Source organism: Chthonomonas calidirosea T49 (genome assembly GCF_000427095.1).
GTDB lineage: Bacteria > Armatimonadota > Chthonomonadetes > Chthonomonadales > Chthonomonadaceae > Chthonomonas > Chthonomonas calidirosea.
Genome location: NC_021487.1, coordinates 555,615 through 573,751 on the forward strand (window position 1 = coordinate 555,615; position 18,137 = coordinate 573,751).

The window sequence follows — 18,137 nt, forward strand, 5'->3', positions numbered from 1 at the left end:
AGAGATGAAATGATGAAACGCTTTCAACTCGCATCCTGCCCAATCCTCCTCGGCATCCTCTGCGCCTTAAAACCGCAAGCCCATGCCGATGTAATCGGGCTTAACCAAATACCAACTCCGCCAACCCACCCCAAAGGCGTACTCAGCATAACCCTCCAAGCTCAAGATGCTCACATCGGTACCCCTTGGCAGACTCAGTTCGAACTTGGGCTCACAAAAAATTTTTCAATAGACTGGTTCCATAACTTCACTCCCACACAAGAAGATCTAATAAACTTTCAGTATGCCCTTGTTCAACTCAAAACCGGTTTCACTGTTACCACAGGTCTTCTAAACTGGCCCATCTCCCATGGCGGGCCTCAAGAACTGTTTGAGTTTGGTACCAATGCGGGCCGTCAACAATGGGTATTAGGCGCAATATATACAGGGCACAGTACTGAGCCTATCGTCGGCTTTGGGTACCAAATATCCTCGCACTTCACGCTCATGCTTGACCACCAAGGTGGAGGGGAAAATGCCAGCACGATCGGTGGCACCTACTACCTCACCCCAAACCTCAGTCTCAATCCGGCTGTCTACATCAGCAATCATGGCCACCATCGCCTCTTTCCCTATGCCGTCATCACTTGGAGCGTGCAGCTGTTTAAATAGTGGCTTGTAACTCCTATCTAGAGATACCCTTATGGGTATCTCACCCTTTCTACTTTTGCTCAGTTGCTTAAATGTTTGAAGGGTTCTAGGCACTCAATACAGCACTAGCAGCACCCGATCAAGGTATACCATTCTCTTCGCCCCTTAACCCCCTCTCCATCTCGCGAAAAAATCATTTTTCCGGTAAAATAGATCCTGCTATGTCAGAAATCTTTGTAAAAAATCTCAATGCTCTGGTTGTATCGCAGGTGGTACCCCACAGTCCAGCTGCACAAGTCGGCATTCGTCCGGGCGACCTGCTAAAACGCATCAATGGAAAACAGATACTCGATATTTTGGATTATCGATTCTACGCTGCAGAGGAACAGCTGCGTCTCACCATCCAACGGAGCGAACATGAACTAGAGTTCGAGCTATACAAAGAGCCTGAAGAGGACTTAGGTCTCGAATTTGAGCATGAACTTGGTGATAAGGTGCATACCTGCAAAAACCGCTGCGTCTTCTGCTTCATTCACCAACAACCTAAAGGTATGCGCCGCTCTCTCTATCTCATGGATGACGATTTTCGACTCTCCTTCATGCATGGCAACTACGTTACCCTAACTAATATCACCACACAGGAGTGGGAACGCATTCTTGAACAGCGCCTCTCCCCCCTCTATGTCTCCGTCCATGCCACCGATCCCATCCTACGTGGCCGGCTTTTGGGCAGAAAAGAGCCAGCTCCTATTCTGCCCCAACTACGCATGCTCGCAGATAACCGCATTGATGTCCACGCCCAAATCGTTCTCTGCCCCGATCTTAACGATGGTCCCGCGCTCGATCAGACTCTTGTTGAACTTGCCGCAGAACATCGTGCTATCACCGGCAAGCGAGCTGGCGTCTGCTCCGTTGCCATTGTGCCTGTAGGGCTTACCCGTTTCCGCACAAAACTTACGCCGCTTCGCTGTGCCGATCGAGACTATGCACGTACGCTCATTGCGCAAGTACAACGTCATACACGCCGATTTCGTAAAATGCTAGGAACTCGCTTCGCATGGCTCGGCGACGAGTGGTACTACGTAGCTCAATATCCCTATCCGGGTCGCGCGCACTATGAAGAGTTTCCTCAACTAGAAGACGGCATCGGCACCATGCGCCTCTTCCTCGAAGAACTGCGTCGTATAGCACCACGACTGCCTCGCAAAGCGCCTTACCCAGTTTCCGCTACCCTTGTTACGGCCGAGCTGCCCGCCGCTCAAATCCAGCAATTGGCCGCTCTATTTAATCGTATTGAGGGAATCGAGCTAAACGTCTGTGTGGTTCAAAACCATTTCTTTGGAGGCAACATACACATCGCCGGACTCCTTACAGCACAAGATATTCTTCATCACCTCGCGCAGTTTCCTGACTGCCGTCAAACGGTATTTATTCCGAGTATCTGCCTTCGGGATAATACCCTCTTTCTCGATGACCTTACCGTCGCACAGGCACGAGAACTATCGGGCCTCGACCTTCAGATCGTAGGCAACTCGCCACGCGCGCTCGCCTCTGCTCTAGGTCTGCTTCCTTCCTACTCCGCTTCCCCTAAAACACAGGGATCAGCTTGGGTTGTAAACGAACATCTCGCAGAACACCAGCTGGACGCACAAACCTCGTGACTACTAGTCGTTGACAAAAATCGAAAAATAGTTTCTAGCGCTGATACGTACTTATATGAGGGGCAGCTTCCATGCAGCACGAACCGCTCGAAAGCCGCAAACCAAACCGTAGATTGAAACAAAAAGTTCAGTCACCCCTTTTCTTCAATCGGGAACTGAGCTGGCTTGAATTTAATGCACGTGTACTCGATGAAGCAAACAACCCCAGGAATCCACTGCTGGAACGCTTGAAGTTTCTGGCCATCTTTAGTAGCAATCTCGATGAGTTTTTCATGATCTATGTTTCCGGCATGCGCGAACGGGTGAGCCAAGAAACCGGCAAACTGCCCACCGAACAGAGTTATCTCGACGATCTTCGTGCTATCAAAGCGCGCCTCGAGCCGCTTCTTAAAGCACAGTACGACTGCTATCGCGCCCTGCTCCCCTGCCTAGCCCAACACGGTGTCCATATTGATAGTTACCAGGACCTCGGTGATAAAGAAAAAGCGGCATTAACAACCTACTTTGAAAAACAGGTCTTCCCTGTGCTAACCCCGCTCGCGGTGGATCCCGGCCACCCCTTCCCCTATATATCGAACTTAAGTCTTAGCTTGGCGGTCATCGTTCGAGACCCTCTATCGGGTCAACAACGTTTCGCCCGTGTTAAAGTGCCTGAATCCTCTACGCTCCCTCGCATGGTACCCGTACCTGGCCATACCTACCGTTACATCTACCTAGAAGAGCTGATCATGGCGCATCTCGACCGGCTCTTCGTCGGTATGGAGATACTAGGTGCCTATCCTTTTCGTATCACGCGTAACGCCGACCTCGAGCTACCAGAACACGTCGCAACCGACCTCCTTGAGTTCATCGAAGAGGCCCTCGTTCGTCGCCGTTTTGGTGAGGTCGAGCGCGTGGAGCTTTCCAGTCAAATGCCTTGCGAGATTCGTCGTACGATTATAGCCGGAGTGAAAGCTTTGGAAGAAGAAGTTTACACTGTAGATGGCCCGCTCGCTCTTAACGATCTCATGCCTATCGCCTCGCTCGATATCCCTGAGCTACGCGATCCCCCTTTTACACCATCTATTCCCCCAGCCCTGCGAGGTGCCCAAAACCCGTTCGACGCAATTAAGAAACAAGACATCCTGCTTCATCATCCCTATCAGTCCTTCGACTGCGTTACCGACTTTCTGCGCGCCGCTGCAGACGATCCGAACGTGCTCACTATCAAACACACCCTCTACCGCACCAGCGGCGACTCGCCTATCCTAAACGCTCTCATGGACGCCGCCCTTAATGGAAAACAAGTGGCTTGTCTTGTAGAACTTAAAGCGCGCTTTGATGAGGCAAATAACATCACCTGGGCGCGACAGCTGGAAAACGCCGGCGTTCATGTGGTCTATGGGCTGCTCGGCCTTAAGACACACTGCAAAGTGACTCTTGTCGTGCGCCGAGAGTCACATGGCCTGCGACGCTACCTTCATGTCGGAACCGGAAACTATAATCCTCGTACCGCCACCGTCTACACGGATATCGGGCTTCTTACGTGCGATGACGACTTCGGCGCCGATGCTACTGAGCTTTTTAACTACCTTACCGGTTATTCTCATCAAAAAAACTATCGTCGCTTCCTCGTGGCTCCCATTAATCTCCGATCTCGCCTGTTGGAGCTTATTGAACGAGAGATCTCTGTCCATCGCCCTGATACCCCAGGGCGTATCATTGCAAAAATGAATGCGCTCGTAGACCCAGAGATCATCCAAAGCCTCTATCGAGCATCTCAAGCGGGCGTGCAAATTGATCTTATTGTTCGCGGTATGTGCTGCCTTCGCCCAGGTGTACCTGGGCTATCCGAGAACATTCGAGTCATCAGCATCGTAGGGCGCTTCCTAGAACATAGCCGAATCTTCTACTTCCGTAATGGCGGAAGTGAAGACATCTACATTGGCAGCGCGGATTGGATGCCGCGCAATCTCGATCGCCGTATCGAAGTAGTTGTTCCCATTCTTGACCCTAACAATCGTAAAGAGCTCCTAGAGGTCCTCCAGATCATGCTCGAAGATAACATTCAAGCCTGGGACCTCCACCCCGATGGATGCTACACACGACGTCACCCAGCTCTTGGGGAAGCCGAAAGAAGCTCGCAACGTATCTTGCTACAGCGATTAGCAAATGTATAGGAGCGTTATTCTATGCCTCTCACACCACGTGAACGACAGGAACAATGGGAACTAAGCTATCTCGCCCCTTGGGCGGCCAAAGCTGCTCTCTCGCGCGGTAGAGAAAAGCCAGAGCCACCTGATCCCGTCCGTACGGCTTTTCAGAGAGATCGTGATCGCATCCTCCATTCTAAGGCCTTCCGCCGTCTAAAACATAAAACCCAGGTCTTCATTGATCCTGAGGAGGATCACTATCGCACGCGATTAACTCATACCCTCGAAGTCGCCCAAATAGCGCGTACCATCGCCCGTGCCCTGCGGTTGAACGAAGACCTTACCGAAGCCATCGCTCTTGCACATGATCTCGGACATCCGCCTTTTGGTCATGCCGGAGAAGAAGCTCTCGATGCTGCCTATCGCGAGTTTGTACCGGATGCAGGCTTTCGACATTATGAGCAGAGCCTTCGTGTTGTGGAACTGCTAGAATATCGCACGGATTTCGTCCCCGAAGACAACACCGAAAACCCCGACGGAACCCCTAAACAGCCTGGCCTGAATCTAACGTGGGAAGTAAAAGATGGGATTGCAAGACATAGTAAAGGCAAAGCAGACCTTAACCAGGAAACCGATCTGCCCACCACTCTCGAGGGAAAAGTAGTTCGGATAGCCGATCGCGTGGCCTATATCAATCACGATATAGACGACGCCATCCGGGCAAAGGTCATTACCTATGCCGATTTGCCTCAAGATATTATGAAAACACTGGGGCGCTCCTATTCACAGCGTATTGCCAGAATGGTGGAGGATGTCGTGCTCACAAGCTGCGACCGCCCCGACGTAACAATGTCTGCAGCGATGTCAGAGTGTGTTGATCGTCTCAAAGACTTTATGTTTGAACGGGTCTATTGGAACGCGGCCAGAGGAAACGAAGATTTGAGGAAAGCCCAGCATGTCATTCGTGCGCTTTTCCATCTGTATATGGAGCAGCCGGAGCTCATGAAGGGCGAAACGCATCTGCGTGAATGCTCTCCGGCAGAGCGTGCACAAAACGTGTGCGACTTCATAGCAGGTATGACCGACCGCTATGCTGTGTCTCGGTTCGTTGCTCACTTCGTTCCCAAACCTATCCGGCGCGATGGAATGCCTACTTCTTAGAGGGCGCCACCGTAGTACCTGAGGAGCTCGATGATGTCGTAGCCGATAGCTTCGCCGCACGCTCCTTGGCCTGCATAATAATCGTATTCACCGATTCGGCGGGAACCAAAAATATCTGGCCGAACCCACCTCCACTAAACAGACGCTGTACAATCTGCATGCCCATTCCACTCGAATCGGTGTCAACAACCGTAGGTGCCAACGTGGTAAGTATGCCTAGGGGCTTCCCGCCTAAGTCGTATACGGGCAGCCCTATCGGTAAACCGGCCCCATCTAGCAGATAGGCATGGCGCGGAATCTGTATCTCTCCGCAAATGGTGGTTATGTGGAAATAGGGTGCGTAATCGTACCCCTTGCTCAGGCGTGAGAAGAGGATGACCTTCTCACCTAACGTAGGCTGGGCGGCCTGGCTCATGTCCACCGCATCTAACTTCTTGCCTTGCAAATCGGTAATCTGAATAAAGGTCAACCCCAATATGGTATCCGTGGCGACCAGCGTGGCATTGTAGTCTTTCTGTTCATGTCCTACCGTAACCTTGAAGTCGGTTGGGATGGTTTTGGACTTAAAATCTGTGTTATCTCCGCCACCTCCAAAGTTACCTAAAAAGCCACCAAAATCGAACGAGTAGCTGCTAGTTGCCAGCATGATAAGCCCATCCGGAGATACCACAACGCCCGTAGCCTCGGTTTTGCCTTCTGAAGTTGTTGATTGCCCTTCTGCGCTCATCTGAGTCTTGTAGACAATCTTTACAGTGACGAGCGCTGGTGTCAACCTCTGCATGAGCTGAACCGGGTTTTGTGACTCGTGCCCCGAAAGCAAAGTACTCTCAGGCGTCTGCTGAGCCTCAGCTACTCCTATAAGTCCACAGAGCGTTGTAAGCGCAATAAATTGTCCGATAAAGTTTGTTATGATATGATGACTAACCGACATCGTCTATGTCCCCTCCCTTACCCCCTAGTTTAAATGAGCCCAGTCCGGCTGGATAAACACGAAATACGTCAATGCTTGACGATGCACAAATAAAGTTACTACCTTTGGCTTGCTGTGTACCACCTCAGACATGACCCGCTTGAAACTGCTTACATCCTTGATCGATTGCCCGTTTACCGATAGTATGATGTCATCTACGTTCAAGCCGGCAATGTTCGCCCATCCTCCTTCCGTCGTTTCGGTTACAATAACCCCCTGCTGATCTAACGGCAAATGCCGCTCGATCCGGTCATAAAGCGTCAAATCTCTTACAGTAAACTCAAACGTCTTCTCTTGATACGATGGAACCTCCGATGCCGAGCTGGGCGATGCCTGCAAAGTTACTTCAATAGTAAGCGGCTTACCCCCTCGCAATATTCCTAAGGCCGCCTTACTGCCAACATCCAAGTTCTCAATGGCATGGGTTAACATCTCCTCGTCCTGAGGGCGAGAGGCCTCTAAACTCTGCCCATTCAATGAGGTTATAATGTCGCCAACACGTAACCCTGCCTCACTTGCGTTGGTTCCTGGAAAGACTTCCGTTACCAAAAAGCCCTGTGTTCCCGGAACATGCAACACTTCCGCAATCTCAGGCGTCACGACCTCCGTGCGTACTCCAAGCCAGGCATGGGGAAGCTCAAAATCGGTGCTGGAGGTCTCCGGCTTCTCCATCCGCAATACGCTTAAACAGCTCTGGTTCTGTCGCAAATAGGCAACTACTAGACGCCCTTGCCGCTCATCGGCCTTCACCACCTGTTCCAGCGCAGCTAAATTCGGCGTCGGCTTTCCATCTACCGCTCGAATCACATCGCCTACAGCAAGCTTTGGCTGAGAGTTATCCGCAGGGTAGCCTGGGCGTATCCCTGTCACCATCAATCCGCTCGTATCCGGTAGATGATTAAGCAGAGCCATCATCGGAGTGATAGATCGAACGGTCAGCCCTAGATCCGCTAGCTCGCTCTCATGCCCCAAATAGGGCTGCATGGGCGCCACCACCGTATGTAACGTAAGCACCCGCCCCTGCCGCAACACCCGTAAGGTCACCCGAGTGCCGGGCTTTATAGCGGTTACCTGCTGATAAAGTAGTGGCACCTGTTCTAAAAATCGGACGTTGGTAGGCACCCCATTAATGCTTAACAGTACATCTCCTGGTTTCATCCCAGCCTCCGCTGCCGGTGATTTTGGAATAACGGCGGCAACCAATGTACCCGTCTTGCGTCCTAACTTATCTACCGGCAACGGCTCAAATCCTAGGTACCCACGAACCACTTTCCCATGCGCGAGAACCTGTTCAAATACCCTCCGTACAAGATTAGAAGGGATCGCAAAGCCAACACCAGCCCCTCCCAACTCATTGATCCCCACAACCTCACCCTGCATGTTCACCAAAGGTCCACCGGAATTCCCTGGTAAAATGAGTGCATCGTGTTGAATCCATCGAGTTAAAAGCCCTGTCTGCTGTCCATTATCTAGCTCCACCTGCTCGATGCGGTTTCCGGTAAAGTCTGTAAATACACGCTGAGTGTTTGAGACGATTCCTAATGTCATTGAAGAAGATAACATCAATGGATTGCCCATGGCCAACACGAAATCGCCCACATGAAGAGCGTCCGAATTTCCTAATACAGCATAATGCAGAGGCGCCTTCGGGTTCGTCCTCTGGTTTAAATTAAGCTTCAAGATGCTGATATCGGTTAGCGGGTCATCATAGATATCCTTCGCTTCTATCCGTTCCCCATCGGTAAGAGTACATTCAATATAGGTCGTGTGCCCAGCGACATGGTAATTGGTAATAACGTAGCCGTCCGGACTGATGATAACGCCGCTACCACCCGCTAAATCGCGCTGAGCCCGACCTCCATCGTAATAGCGATAGACAACAAAGATATTTACTAATGCCGGATACACTCGTGCCTTAGCAAACGCGATCTCCTTGTGAAGCGTGTCTATGAGTTCCACCCTGTGATGCATTACCGATGAAGAAATCCCTCTCTTCACAGGCCGTGCACCGGTACAAGCGATTCCAGTACCTAATAGCAAGCCACTCAAAAATAACACTGAAAGACACCGCTTCATCGTTTCCTCTCTCCAAACGCACCCCCCACTTATTCTACCAAAGGAGCGAGAGCCTGATAGCATCGCTGCACTACCTCATCCACCTTTTCCAGCGGATAGTCCTTTGTGCCTACAATCTCGAGGGTAAGATACTTCAGATCGGACTTCTTCTTGAATGCCGCAATGATCGCAGGCAAGTTCATGGCACCTCCACCGGGTATCTGCTCCTCCACCGGACCGATCGGCTTCTCACGCCCCTTCGTATCTCGAATGCGAGCTGTGCAAAGGTAGGGCAGTAGAGACGGGATCGTCTCCTCAGGGTTTTCCTGCTCCGGCGTGCGCCAAAGATGAGATGCATCCACGTTTAAACCGATGTAGTTCGCATCTACGTGTTCCATAAGTCGTAAAGCGGTTCGCGTAGAGTAGACAGCACAGTTCACGTGCGGCTTGATACTGATCTTTACTCCCGTCTCTCGCACCACTCGCGACAATTCGTTCAGCAAATTTACAACCGTTTTGAACGATTCCTCGTCATCAGATACACCACCAGAACCGGTTGTGATAGCTGGCGCCCCCAAAATACTGCCTGCCTCCATGAGGCGAATAAAACGTTGGCGCGCGTCAGGGTTCAGTAGGTTTGTACTAGCCCCAATGGACTCTAGAGCTAGACCGCTATCGGCAATTTTGCGACCTAATTCCTTGAGTAACGTTGGAGATTGATAGACCTCCTGCGAAAGATGATCTCCCATTCCAGGTATCGCCGCCAATTCAATAGCCCGATATCCAGTCCGCGCTATGTGATCCAAAGCCACCTCGACGGGGAAACCACCATATAAAAGCGTGCTGCACCCAAGTTCCATCTTTCTTCTTACCTCCCTCTTTTTAGAGTCGTGCATTTGGCCGACTTCGTTGCGTTTATGCGAACATATACGCTCTTGCCAAGGGAGATTCCTGCAGCCCATCTGAACAACTCTCTTTCCTCTTGTGAAGTTTCTACGGAGGCTCAGTGAAACGGGGTTCCTTACTCTCGTAGAAGAGGTATACTTATGATACGGTAAATACCGTCTGGCTAGCACGCAATGGCTTTGCCTTTGCCCTAGCGAGGGAATAGCGAGTGGTTCTCCTGCCCTGTTCGCCATCCGCTATTCACCATTCGCGACCACTTACCATCCATCATTATTTTTGTTTCAAGTGTCAACTTATCGCACAGTTTGAAGAACAGAGGAGACCACGCTGCTTCCGAACTCCTAAAGAGCGCGGTACTCATATGGAGAATGTCAGTATGAAACGTATCCTGCTTGTCCCTGACGGCGCAGCAGATGAACCCCTAGAGATACTCAATAACCGTACCCCACTGCAGGTGGCACGAACCCCCTATCTCGACGAGCTCGCATGTGCTGGCTTAGTGGGCACCGTACAAGTGACCCCTCTCGATATGTACCCTGGTAGCGATGCGGCCAATATGGCTCTGCTTGGTTATGACCCCAGACGGTACTATACGGGCAGAGGTCCCATCGAGGCCGCTGCAATGGGTATTCTACTCGACCAAGAGGATGTAGCTTTTCGCTGCTCGCTTATCTCTACCGACGGAAAGCAGCTTGTAGACTATAGCGCCGACCATATCACCACCGAAGAGGCGAGTCCCCTGATCGAATGGATCAATGAACGCCTCGCCACCCCTTTTCGCCGTCTCTACCCCGGAGTGAGCTACCGGCATATTCTGATCTGGAAAAACGGACCAGCCCATGCCCAAACCGCCCTCCCCCATGAAAGTATGGGCAAGGCGCTGCAGGATATCTATCCAAAAGGCGAAGGCGCTGAACAACTACGACAATTCATCGAGGAGTCTTACGCTCTGCTAGATACCCACCCCTTCAATCAACAACGCCGTGCCCAAGGTAAACTGCCCGCCAACATGCTCTGGCCTTGGAGCCCCGGTAAAATGCCCGAACTCACCCCTTTTCCCCATCTCCATGGCACTACAGGTGCTGTGATAGCCGCTGTCGATGTCATTAGAGGCCTTGGTCGTCTGGCTGGCCTCGAAGTGGTTAACGTTCCAGGAGCCACCGGCTATTTCGATACAGACTACGCTGCAAAAGGACGCTATGCCCTCGCTGCTCTACAACGTCATGGATTCGTCTGGGTTCATCTTGAGGCACCAGATGAGGCAGGGCATCAGGCCAATGTCGAGGAGAAGATTCGAGCGATCGAAAACTTCGATCGCTGGATCGTCGGCACTCTCGTGGAAGGCCTTCGAGGGCAAGAACCGTTTCGTCTCCTATGTGCACCCGATCATAAAACCCCTATCTCAACACGAGGACATGCAAAAGGCCCTGTGCCCTTCCTCTTTTTCGATTCTCAACGAATATCCCGATCACCAAACCCCGTCCTGTTCGACGAGAGCGCGCTAACACGAGCCTCAGTACACATCGAGGAAGGCTGGAAACTTATCCGCTTCCTGTTCGATGATGCCTAGTCACCTCAGCAGGAAGATCTTAAGCGCTAGAGCTAGAATAGCCTTTCGTTTTACCATTGAAAGTCCAAAACTCGTAAAAACGCCCTTGCAAGCACCATATGGCCAAGAGGGTTTGGATGAACCCTATCCCAGGCGATAGAGGCGGGATAGGCATAACGCATGACTTCGTCAAAAGCCGCTTGCGTGTCTACAAAGTAGGTACAGTGCCTTTCTGCAATGCTTCGCACAATCGCCCCATACCTATCCATCATGGCTCGCATTGCATCTTCTCGATTTGGCTCGATGTAAAAAGGAGTCATGAGCACAAGCCCGCGTAGCAACGGCTTTGTCTGCACAACAAGATCCTCAAGCGTTTTTTCATACTCATCCGGATAAACATGAAGAGTGGGGTTCAATGGTGCGTCGAACTGGCGCCACACATCGTTGATCCCAATCATTATCGAAAGCCAATCGGGCTTTAACTCGAGGACATCGCTCTGCCATCGCGCTTTTAGATCGCGCACGGTGTTGCCACTCACACCCATGTTCACCACTCGAATCTGCTTCTCAGGATACACTGCCCCAAGAAGGGCGTCCACAAAACAGACATAGCCTTGTCCTAATCCACCGAAAGCGCGCTCCCCCACCGGGCGTGCGCGACCGGCATCAGTAATCGAATCGCCGATCATAAGCAGTTTTTGTCCCGTTTCTATTTTCACACGTAGCCCCCTTTGTAAAGTTGTTGTTCCTGTTATTCCAACATAGAAGCCGCAACTTCCTGCCTCCACAGAGCGTAAACGAAGACGAACGCTAATAACCTTGGCGTTCAAAAATTCTCACGGAGATTGTTGTAATGGAACTCTATCCAACCCACAACGACTTGCCACAAGCGACGCGGGAGCAGATCATTGAGCTCTTGAACGCCCGCCTTGCCGACGCCATAGACCTCTACACACAAACCAAGCAAGCACACTGGAACGTTAAAGGTCCTGCTTTCATCGCTCTCCATGAACTTTTCGATCAGGTGGCCGAAGCCGTTGAAGACTATGCCGACCTTCTCGCTGAACGCGCCGTACAGCTCGGTGGCGTCGCCCTAGGCACTGCCCGTGTTGCGGCAGAAAAATCTTCCCTCTATGAATATCCTCTCAGCATTACAACCGGTCGCGAAAGCGCATCTGCAAGCCGATAAGTAGCAGCACATCATTTAACCGAGCGCCTTCAGGCACGAGAAAGCAACCAGACCGCTCAAGAGACTAACACTTCCCGTCTCCAAACTCAACGCCTTCCGAATCTTTGATAGAAAGGAGTATCCGCATGTCTGTACCGAATGTATTGATCGTGTTCTATTCTCGTAACGGCTCTACGGAGAAACTGGCTCTTGCCGTCGCAGAAGGAGCACGGGCAGAAGGAGCCGAAGTACGTATTCGCCGCGTGCGCGATTTTGTTCCAGAAGAGATTATTCAACGCGTACCTGGTTGGGCAGAAAATCGTGACCGTATGTACGCCCTTTATGAAGCGCCAACGGAAGCTGATGTTGAGTGGGCCGACGCCATCATCTTCGGCACTCCGACCCGCTTTGGCAACGTCTCCGCCGAACTTAAAGCGTTTGTGGATAGCCTTGGTGGGCTTTGGTTCCAAGGCAAACTAAACGGCAAAGTTGGTAGTGCTTTCAATTCTACCCAAACAATGCATGGCGGCAACGAAAGCACCAATCTTAGTATGTACAACTTTATGGCCCATCTTGGGCTGATCATCGTCCCAACAGGCTACGCCGACCCTGTCATGTTTCAAGGAGGCACACCCTACGGCGCCACCCACGTTTCCGGCCCGCAAGGGAATCCACCTGGAGAAAGTGCTCTCGCTGCCGCACGTTTCCAAGGCAGAAGGGTAACACAGGTCGCCCGTGCATTGAAAACGTCAAAAGCTAGTTAAAAAGGAGTAGGCACAATGCAGTGGAACACTCTATCGCTCACAGAGAAACAGGAGGCACTCGCCTTGTTATCCATTCGTCTTGCATCGGCCGCTGCATTTCTCTATCACGGTACACACATCTTAGGGATTATTGGCGGCCCCGGTATCCAGAATTTTGCCCGGTTCACCCATCTATCGGTGCCGATCGCCTTTCTTGTTGGGCTTGGCGAACTCTGTGGTGGACTAGCTATGCTCACCGGTGTGCTTGCGCGTCTTGGCGGCGGCGTTATTAGCATCATCATGCTCGGAGCCATTGTTCTCGTGCATTGGTCAAAAGGCTTCGACATCACTAATAATGGTTACGAGTATGCGCTCACTCAACTCCTTATTGGTGTGGCGATTCTCATTCGAGGTGCAGGTCCCATCTCCCTTGTGGAATGGTTCCGTGCAAAGCAAACCACACAATCAAGCTAGTCCGCCACTTTAATAACCCCCTCAAAAATTTAGAGAGCCTCAATTGAGGCTCTCTAAAACTTCGTGGGCAAAAACCTTACGGCTCTTGCCCAGGCCCTAACGGCATAATCTGATTAGGCACGATGTCCTTATCTGTGATGGGCTTCAAACCCAGAATCTGGTCTCTCGACAGTTTGTACGTGATCATAATAAGTCGTCGAGGTTGGGATGGAGGATAGACGTCTCGGGGCGGTGTGTGGCCATCCCAAACCGGAATGGTTTTTCCGTCCCAATTAGGTCCTGTTCCTCCAAAGCCATCTATCATTTTTGTGCCCAACATCTCGGGCGTATTGTCAACAACCACATGAGCCGCATTGCTGTCTGTCATGCCCTCCCCGCTCCATCCGAAACGATCTTGAAGGTGTGGGGCCGTCGTGCGCGGGTCATAACTTAGCACGAGGCGATAATACTCATGAGCAAAGCTGTACATCTTGGGGTCCTTGCTCATATCAATTTCACGCTCGAACTCCGCTTTGCGCACAGCAATAGAGTCCATCATGATGGTCTGATTTGGGTCCACCGCAAAAGCGGTGGTTGTATTGTTGACAATGTGCGGCTTGTAATCCCAATCCTCAAGCAGTACATCAATTCTGGCACCGTCGGCAGCATTGAAATAGCCTTTGATATCGAGAACTTTGGGTCGTTTCACCGTCACGGTTGCCGAGAAGCTAACATCCCAAGGGCCTGGCTTGCTGCTGCCTCCGAAAGGCCACTCTACTCCCGGATATGGCGATGTATTCACGTGATCGTGGTTTATGCTAGTATATCGGTCGAAATACCGCTGATAGTCCTCTGCACGATTATGCAACTCCGCTTGATGAAGCTCGAAGTCGGCAAAGTCTTTCGTTCGACCTCCACGCTGCTTTAAACGTTGTGTGCTGATCTGTATCGCCTGATCCCACACAGCAATCGCATCCGGAATGCGCCCCATTCGTTCGTAGGTATGTGCCAGAATATGCCACACCTTCAACGGGGCACCGTAGGGGTAGTCGTCCGAATCAACCTCTTTGTTCGCCGGCGTGTTGATGGCATCCTGAAAGGCCTCCGCGGCGATGGCGTAGTTCTTGATCTTATCGAAATTCTCCCACCCTTTCTCAAACTTCACGTCATAAATACGTGGGTTGTTACGAATGCCCTCGTTGAGTAAGGCCTCCGATGGCGCGATGTACCGTCTATCGGAACGTTCACCGGTCGAGTCGGTAAAGTTATAGGCCATGTGCCATGCCCCGGTCACGTAAACGTTGGCCGCATGAGGATCAAGCCACGTGATGATACGAACCAACGGCAAGATGGCGTCGTAATCGCCACTGTGGAAAAATTCATCACAACGAACCCACAGTAGTCCAGCTGCTGCCTCGCGAAACCCCAACAAAGGCAGCAACAGAAACTCACTGTTAAGGCCTCCAAGAGCTAGGGCCTCGTTGCGTTCTGTCTTATCGAGCTGCTTACGATAGGGATCAACAGCCTTATGCTGCACGACCCCCGCTATGATCAGCAGTATCACAATAAAGACAATCAGCCCTCGCCCACGACGTTGTACGTCTACGGGAATGATTTTTGCCGGTCGCTTCTCGGTTACAGCCGCCATTGCTACACCTCTCGCCGATCAAAGATGAAGACCGCCAGAGCTAGCAAAACGGCCGAATAGAGAAGCGCATAGGCGATATTATTGCGCATATAGACCGACATATTCACGATATCTTCTTCGGGGTGAATAAGCTGGTTCTGCACGTTAAAGTTGCCGAATTGTGGAAGCAGATAGTGAATCGCTAAACCGACCATCTGAGATATCTTGTTATGAGAGGTCGTTAGAGTATCCGTTACGGAGCTTAAATTCCCCACCAAAAAGATCCCAAAGGAGAGGAAAAAGTTGACCACTGGAGTGGCAAAGGTGGAAAAGAAAATGGTGAGGGCCGCCAAGAGCATCATTTGGAAAAAGGTGAAGATAACTCCGCGCACCATCTCCGGCGGTATCTGATGCTCTTGCATTCGCAGCATCGCTAAAAAGACGATCCCCATCGCGGCAATGTTGATGAACACCACCGCAAAACCACCGAGAAACTTCCCCAAGACGAACTCAAAGCGCTGAACTGGCTTAGATAGCACCGTGTAGATCGTCCTGCGCTCTATCTCAACGGGGATAAGGTAGATGCAAGTGACGATAGTTGTGAAAAGCCCCGCCAATAGAATCGCCGCCAAACCAAGGCTGCGTAACACGGTTTGGCTATCCCGCGGGCTGAGAAAACCGAACACCGGCCCCATGGCGATAAGAAATATCCCGGTAACGAGGAAAATCCACATTACGCGTCGCCGTAAGGCCTCACGAACTGTTTGATGAGCGATTGCATAAATAGCTGCAAACATCCGTTCAGACTCCCTCTTCTGAAGCGGCTCCTATCGAAGCCAGCTCTTCTTTACGTACTGTTTCCACAAAGACCTCCTCTAATGTTCGTCGATGAGGCATCACAGAGATAACTTGCCCTTTCGCGCCTCGCACCAGATCGATAAGTGCCGAAACACGTTCCGGGTCGTTGCTGGAGAGCTTTAGCGTATCGTTACCTATAGGCTCCACGCTCGTGGCAATGGGACGCAGCCGATCGATGAGCCCGTTTGCCAACTCTTTCCCCCGAACGGTGATCTCCGTGTGCTCCCCCTCCACCAACTCTTTAATGGTACCTGTCTTCAGTAATTTGCCGCGATGAATGATGGCAACTCGCGTACAGATCATCTCTACATCGGCTAACTGATGCGAAGAGAGAAAGACCGTCTTGCCCTCGTCTTTCAAGCTGGCCACAATATCGCGCAATTCAGCATGCGCAATAGGGTCTAGCCCCGAAGTGGGCTCGTCGAGGAAGAGAAGTTGTGGATCGTTGATCAGCGCTTGGGCAATACCGATGCGTTGGCGCATTCCCTTTGAGTAACCCCGAATGGCTCGATGCCAGGCATCTGGTTGCAGACGAACTTTCTCGAGGCATATCTGTATTCGGCGCTTTCGCTCCGGCTGAGGAATGCGGAATAGACGCCCGTAAAAGTCCATCAGGTCCCAACCGGTCATCGATTCATAAAAGTAGGTCTCTTCTGGAAGATAGGAGATCAGATGCTTCACCGAATTGTCTCCCATTGGTTTACCGAGGATTGTCGCATCCCCCGCCGTAGGGAAAATGAGGCCAAGTAGCATCTTGATCGTTGTGGTTTTACCGGCACCATTACGGCCGAGAAACCCGAATATCTCTCCCTCTTCTACCTCGAGGTCAAGGTTGTTAACAGCAACAACCTCTTGCCTCTGCCAGACATCAATGTACTTTTTGGTGAGACCCCGGATAGAGATCGCAGTGGTCATAGGTTAGAATTCCTCCCTCCGCACGTAACGGAGCTGTTGTTTTGTGTTTGGGTAATGATGAAGTACAGCAGCGGTCTCCCATGGAGACCACCAAACCGGCGTATTATACCTTACCATCCTATTGGGGCAGCGCACAATCTTAAAAATACGAGAAGTGCTACACTCTCCCGTCTTAATTACGTACTTTCACGCAGGTTTTGTCACAAACATCTCGGTGAGTTACACCCACGTTGCATACACCTAATCTCAAAACTAATCTCCTAAGCCCAACTCACCCGACAACCTATCACATAACTGTCGCACCTCTGCGTTCGCCGGATCGTGCTCCAACACCGTATGAAAAGCCGCCAAAGCTTCTCTAGGACTATCTAATGCCAAATAAACGCAACCAAGCTTAAAGGCCACCTCACACCGCAGAGCGCTCTCCACTATCTGAGCCATTACCGCCTCATATTCCGAACGGGCGTCCTCAGTTCTACCTAAACTCCTCAAAATATCGGCGCGCTCCACACGTACATAGGGATTGCTCGGGTCGTGCACTAAAGCCTCGTCGTAAGCAGAAAGAACGCGTGGGTCAAAATCGCCATGAACCCCTCGCATCAGCCCAGCCCGAAGCCACCATGCCTCCGCCGGAACACCCTCCTTACCGATGAGCTCCTCTAGCATCGTGAGGGCCTCACGCCAACTCCCTGCGCTATAAAGCGCATAGGCGCGCCAAAAACCCTCCTCAGCATCTCCGGCAGAGCCCGACCAACCTTCGATCGCCATTCGCAGCCTCTTTCCAAGGACCGAGCCGCCTTCAGCCTTCCAACTCAAAAACAAATGCGGAGAGGACAGGATTCGAACCTGCGTACCCTTGCGGGTAACCTGTTTTCAAGACAGGCGCCTTCAACCACTCGGCCACCTCTCCAGTCTTTCTAAGATAACCCAGAATGCCAGTTTTCGTCAAGTAGGCCAAGTCAGCTCCTGTCCCCTAAGGAAGATAGCTTGTTCCTGATGGGAAGCGTCTGCTTCCTCCCAGAACATCAGAGCGCTGACAATTTGCCCCCCTGCTTTCAGCTTCAGCGCGGCATGGAAGTCCGCATTGGCCTCAAAGCCACAACGAACACCTCCCAACTTCTCCTGGCTCTTGCGGTTCGCATCTTCGCAGTGACCACATGCTGAGCAAGGCTGTGAAGAGGAGCATAGGTCTCCCTCGATCAAGACAGCACCCCTACAACGCCCCTCATACCCCAGAAACAGCTTGAGTCGGTTAAATGTCCTCGCATGGAGTTCGACTCGCATCTCCCCTTCCAAACCGTCTCCTCGC

The 18,137-nt window shown here is 51.6% G+C and carries 17 protein-coding genes and 1 tRNA gene; 8 read left to right on the plus strand and 10 right to left on the minus strand.

Annotation, left to right across the window (positions count from 1 at the left end; all coding sequences use genetic code 11):
- The first annotated feature begins 9 nt into the window (after nt 1–9).
- The 4 genes from CCALI_RS02445 (at nt 10) to CCALI_RS02460 (ending at nt 5,584) form a co-directional block, all read left to right on the plus strand.
- A complete protein-coding gene (locus tag CCALI_RS02445) occupies nt 10–651 on the plus strand; it encodes a hypothetical protein (RefSeq protein ID WP_044948791.1) in 642 nt (213 codons plus the stop codon).
- A gap of 200 nt (nt 652–851) precedes the next feature.
- Entirely contained in the window at nt 852–2,291 is a 1,440-nt protein-coding gene (locus CCALI_RS02450; protein ID WP_016481887.1) for a DUF512 domain-containing protein, read from the plus strand.
- A 71-nt stretch (nt 2,292–2,362) separates the two neighbouring features.
- Complete coding sequence (gene ppk1, locus CCALI_RS02455; protein ID WP_016481888.1) at nt 2,363–4,450, plus strand: polyphosphate kinase 1; 2,088 nt, start codon at nt 2,363–2,365, stop codon at nt 4,448–4,450.
- Nucleotides 4,451–4,462: 12 nt separating this feature from the next.
- Nucleotides 4,463–5,584: a deoxyguanosinetriphosphate triphosphohydrolase gene (locus tag CCALI_RS02460; RefSeq protein ID WP_016481889.1), complete on the plus strand. Its 1,122-nt coding sequence runs from the start codon at nt 4,463–4,465 to the stop codon at nt 5,582–5,584.
- Here CCALI_RS02460 and CCALI_RS02465 read toward each other — a convergent pair.
- From CCALI_RS02465 to CCALI_RS02475, 3 genes are all read right to left on the minus strand, one after another.
- Complete coding sequence (locus CCALI_RS02465; protein ID WP_016481890.1) at nt 5,574–6,515, minus strand: hypothetical protein; 942 nt, start codon at nt 6,513–6,515, stop codon at nt 5,574–5,576. The two genes, CCALI_RS02460 and CCALI_RS02465, sit on opposite strands and share 11 nt — an antisense overlap.
- Nucleotides 6,516–6,539: 24 nt before the next feature.
- Nucleotides 6,540–8,525: a PDZ domain-containing protein gene (locus CCALI_RS02470; protein WP_044948793.1), complete on the minus strand. Its 1,986-nt coding sequence runs from the start codon at nt 8,523–8,525 to the stop codon at nt 6,540–6,542.
- Nucleotides 8,526–8,659: 134 nt separating this feature from the next.
- A complete protein-coding gene (locus CCALI_RS02475) occupies nt 8,660–9,469 on the minus strand; it encodes a sugar phosphate isomerase/epimerase family protein (RefSeq protein ID WP_016481892.1) in 810 nt (269 codons plus the stop codon).
- Between the two features lie 422 nt (nt 9,470–9,891).
- On the opposite strand from CCALI_RS02475, the gene CCALI_RS02480 reads away from it, so the two are divergent.
- Nucleotides 9,892–11,085, plus strand: a complete 1,194-nt coding sequence (locus CCALI_RS02480; protein WP_016481893.1) for a cofactor-independent phosphoglycerate mutase — start codon at nt 9,892–9,894, stop codon at nt 11,083–11,085.
- A 50-nt stretch (nt 11,086–11,135) separates the two neighbouring features.
- Here CCALI_RS02480 and CCALI_RS02485 read toward each other — a convergent pair whose 3' ends face one another.
- Entirely contained in the window at nt 11,136–11,783 is a 648-nt protein-coding gene (locus tag CCALI_RS02485) for an SGNH/GDSL hydrolase family protein (RefSeq protein WP_044949592.1), read from the minus strand.
- A 134-nt stretch (nt 11,784–11,917) separates the two neighbouring features.
- Between CCALI_RS02485 and dps the strand changes: the two genes are divergently transcribed.
- From dps to CCALI_RS02500, 3 genes are all read left to right on the plus strand, one after another.
- Nucleotides 11,918–12,253, plus strand: coding sequence for a DNA starvation/stationary phase protection protein Dps (gene dps, locus CCALI_RS02490; protein ID WP_016481895.1), 336 nt, complete (start codon nt 11,918–11,920; stop codon nt 12,251–12,253).
- Between the two features lie 125 nt (nt 12,254–12,378).
- Complete coding sequence (wrbA, locus tag CCALI_RS02495) at nt 12,379–12,996, plus strand: NAD(P)H:quinone oxidoreductase (RefSeq protein ID WP_016481896.1); 618 nt, start codon at nt 12,379–12,381, stop codon at nt 12,994–12,996.
- A gap of 15 nt (nt 12,997–13,011) precedes the next feature.
- A complete protein-coding gene (locus CCALI_RS02500) occupies nt 13,012–13,449 on the plus strand; it encodes a DoxX family protein (RefSeq protein ID WP_016481897.1) in 438 nt (145 codons plus the stop codon).
- A 76-nt stretch (nt 13,450–13,525) separates the two neighbouring features.
- On the opposite strand, the gene CCALI_RS02505 is transcribed toward CCALI_RS02500, so the two are convergent.
- From CCALI_RS02505 to CCALI_RS16885, 6 genes are all read right to left on the minus strand, one after another.
- Nucleotides 13,526–15,076, minus strand: a complete 1,551-nt coding sequence (locus CCALI_RS02505; protein WP_016481898.1) for a tetratricopeptide repeat protein — start codon at nt 15,074–15,076, stop codon at nt 13,526–13,528.
- 2 nt (nt 15,077–15,078) lie between these two features.
- The gene (locus CCALI_RS02510; protein WP_016481899.1) at nt 15,079–15,852 is read right to left on the minus strand and encodes an ABC transporter permease; all 774 of its coding nucleotides are present in this window, start codon (nt 15,850–15,852) and stop codon (nt 15,079–15,081) included.
- A gap of 4 nt (nt 15,853–15,856) precedes the next feature.
- Nucleotides 15,857–16,828 (minus strand): ABC transporter ATP-binding protein, encoded by a 972-nt coding sequence (locus CCALI_RS02515; protein WP_016481900.1) that lies wholly within the window; start codon nt 16,826–16,828, stop codon nt 15,857–15,859.
- 252 nt (nt 16,829–17,080) lie between these two features.
- Nucleotides 17,081–17,596, minus strand: a complete 516-nt coding sequence (locus CCALI_RS02520; RefSeq protein ID WP_016481901.1) for a tetratricopeptide repeat protein — start codon at nt 17,594–17,596, stop codon at nt 17,081–17,083.
- Nucleotides 17,597–17,653: 57 nt separating this feature from the next.
- Nucleotides 17,654–17,738: transfer RNA gene (locus tag CCALI_RS02525), tRNA-Ser, on the minus strand.
- A gap of 35 nt (nt 17,739–17,773) precedes the next feature.
- A complete protein-coding gene (locus CCALI_RS16885) occupies nt 17,774–18,112 on the minus strand; it encodes a zinc ribbon domain-containing protein (RefSeq protein WP_155850454.1) in 339 nt (112 codons plus the stop codon).
- Between the last annotated feature and the right edge of the window lie 25 nt (nt 18,113–18,137).

Coding starts and splice junctions, on each gene's coding strand:
- CCALI_RS02520 (WP_016481901.1), bottom strand. CDS start 17,596: ATGGCGATCGAAGGTTGGTCGGGCTCTGCCGGAGATGCTGAGGAGGGT.
- CCALI_RS02465 (WP_016481890.1), bottom strand. CDS start 6,515: ATGTCGGTTAGTCATCATATCATAACAAACTTTATCGGACAATTTATT.
- CCALI_RS02445 (WP_044948791.1), top strand. CDS start 10: ATGATGAAACGCTTTCAACTCGCATCCTGCCCAATCCTCCTCGGCATC.
- dps (WP_016481895.1), top strand. CDS start 11,918: ATGGAACTCTATCCAACCCACAACGACTTGCCACAAGCGACGCGGGAG.
- CCALI_RS02450 (WP_016481887.1), top strand. CDS start 852: ATGTCAGAAATCTTTGTAAAAAATCTCAATGCTCTGGTTGTATCGCAG.
- CCALI_RS02470 (WP_044948793.1), bottom strand. CDS start 8,525: ATGCATCACAGGGTGGAACTCATAGACACGCTTCACAAGGAGATCGCG.
- CCALI_RS02510 (WP_016481899.1), bottom strand. CDS start 15,852: ATGTTTGCAGCTATTTATGCAATCGCTCATCAAACAGTTCGTGAGGCC.
- CCALI_RS16885 (WP_155850454.1), bottom strand. CDS start 18,112: ATGCGAGTCGAACTCCATGCGAGGACATTTAACCGACTCAAGCTGTTT.
- CCALI_RS02475 (WP_016481892.1), bottom strand. CDS start 9,469: ATGGAACTTGGGTGCAGCACGCTTTTATATGGTGGTTTCCCCGTCGAG.
- ppk1 (WP_016481888.1), top strand. CDS start 2,363: ATGCAGCACGAACCGCTCGAAAGCCGCAAACCAAACCGTAGATTGAAA.
- CCALI_RS02515 (WP_016481900.1), bottom strand. CDS start 16,828: ATGACCACTGCGATCTCTATCCGGGGTCTCACCAAAAAGTACATTGAT.
- CCALI_RS02500 (WP_016481897.1), top strand. CDS start 13,012: ATGCAGTGGAACACTCTATCGCTCACAGAGAAACAGGAGGCACTCGCC.
- CCALI_RS02480 (WP_016481893.1), top strand. CDS start 9,892: ATGAAACGTATCCTGCTTGTCCCTGACGGCGCAGCAGATGAACCCCTA.
- wrbA (WP_016481896.1), top strand. CDS start 12,379: ATGTCTGTACCGAATGTATTGATCGTGTTCTATTCTCGTAACGGCTCT.
- CCALI_RS02505 (WP_016481898.1), bottom strand. CDS start 15,076: ATGGCGGCTGTAACCGAGAAGCGACCGGCAAAAATCATTCCCGTAGAC.
- CCALI_RS02460 (WP_016481889.1), top strand. CDS start 4,463: ATGCCTCTCACACCACGTGAACGACAGGAACAATGGGAACTAAGCTAT.